Origin of the sequence: Paenibacillus albidus (assembly GCF_014644435.1) — a bacterium.
GTDB classification, from domain to species: Bacteria; Bacillota; Bacilli; order Paenibacillales; family Paenibacillaceae; genus Paenibacillus_AQ; species Paenibacillus_AQ albidus.
The window spans coordinates 1-1,477 of the sequence record NZ_BMKR01000102.1 but is presented as its reverse complement, the minus strand read 5'-3'; the positions used below and the strand labels follow the sequence as shown (position 1 = coordinate 1,477).

Here is a 1,477-nt window from a genome sequence, read left to right as displayed (position 1 = left end):
CAGGCCAGAGGCAAATTGAAACATTTGTACCCTGAAATTTGATGCAGTCAAGGTACTAGGCCAGCCTCGGGGTACGGTTGGTCTATGAACGACCGTCGCGCCCCGTTCATTATATTAATTTCTTTTTCTGACTAATTGCCTGAATATATTTAATAGTAAGCTTCCATAAGACTTTCCCAAACCAAAACATTAACACTCCAATCACAATAGAAATTGGCAAGAAATGCATTGGGCTTGGTGTAAATGCTCCCATTTCGATTGTTATTCCCCCAATATCAAATCCCATATGTTGTCCGACAAATTTAACAATTCCGCCTATCGGCGTAATAACTCCACCAATCATTAAAGCAATGGAAAGAGTACTGATGAACGGCAAGAGTAACATACCACTGACACCTACAAAACTGTTACAAAGAGCAAATATTGCACCAAATTTACGCCAACTAAATTTACTGTTCATTGAAATGGCTTTACCTAAGTATACTTTTGCTAATTCTTTTGGGTTTCCTAACCGTTCGATGATTTGCTCAGTAGATACACCATTATTTTGCAATTCAAGTATTACACTTTTGATTTCTTTTAAAATGTCAATACGCTCGGAATCGGACATCGATTTCAAATGATTTTCAATTTTCATTAGATAATCATTCATAATTTTATCCATAATTTAACTCTCCTTTGATTACTGATATAGCTGTTAATAAATTATCATAATCTTCAAATAAGGGACCAACCCCCTTGTATTGCGCAGATTTTCTGGGCGTTTTGAGAGGGAAAAGTTTTAAAAAGTTGCCGTCCTAATCCAAAAGCCCAAAGATTATTTTTAAAAGTAAGTTGGGAATTTTGGACCAGAAAGGTATATATTTAACTGAAAAAATGATCACAAAATTTATCATTATTTTCCATTTTTTCCTACTTGCTAAATTCAGCAAGTAAAATACTTTTAAACGGATTAGGACTGTTATCTCTACCCAAACTGTTCAAACTGACGACCAACGTATGATTGCCTCCAAGTGTACCTCCAGCAATCGTAGAAAACCCTAGAATGCCACCTGTGTGTCCCCATATCGAGACACCGTTTGGAAGCTTAGTTTCAAAGATTCCAAGACCATATCCATCGATTCCTGCTCTTCCTGTAGGAACTGTAGTAAGCATTTGTTTTAGTTGCTGTTTCTTGAGTAATTTGCCACCGAGCAAGGAAGAGAAGAATTTATTTAAGTTATCAGCAGTAGAAATCATATCTCCAGCCGAGCTACCTGCACTTGGATTATAATAAGTAACGTCTTTTATCTCACTTGCTTCGTCTGGTTGGGAATATCCCCGAGCATGCTTGGTACCTGGAATAACGCTTGAATTGCCAGGTAGGAATGTATCCGACAATTCAAGCGGTTCAATAATCCGATTTTCAATTTCTTCCGCGTAGCTGTTTCCGGTTAATTTTTCAATAAGAATACCCAGTAATACGTATCCTGTGTTT

At 37.1% G+C, this 1,477-nt stretch carries 2 protein-coding genes; both read right to left on the bottom strand.

Translation table 11 applies throughout. From position 1 onward, the window contains the following. Positions 1–109 precede the first annotated feature (109 nt). Complete coding sequence (locus IEY53_RS34755) at positions 110–664, bottom strand: DUF1700 domain-containing protein (protein WP_189032918.1); 555 nt, start codon at positions 662–664, stop codon at positions 110–112. A gap of 248 nt (positions 665–912) precedes the next feature. Continuing rightward, on the bottom strand, positions 913–1,477 hold a 565-nt coding region (locus tag IEY53_RS34750; RefSeq protein ID WP_189032916.1), incomplete at its 5' end, for a serine hydrolase domain-containing protein.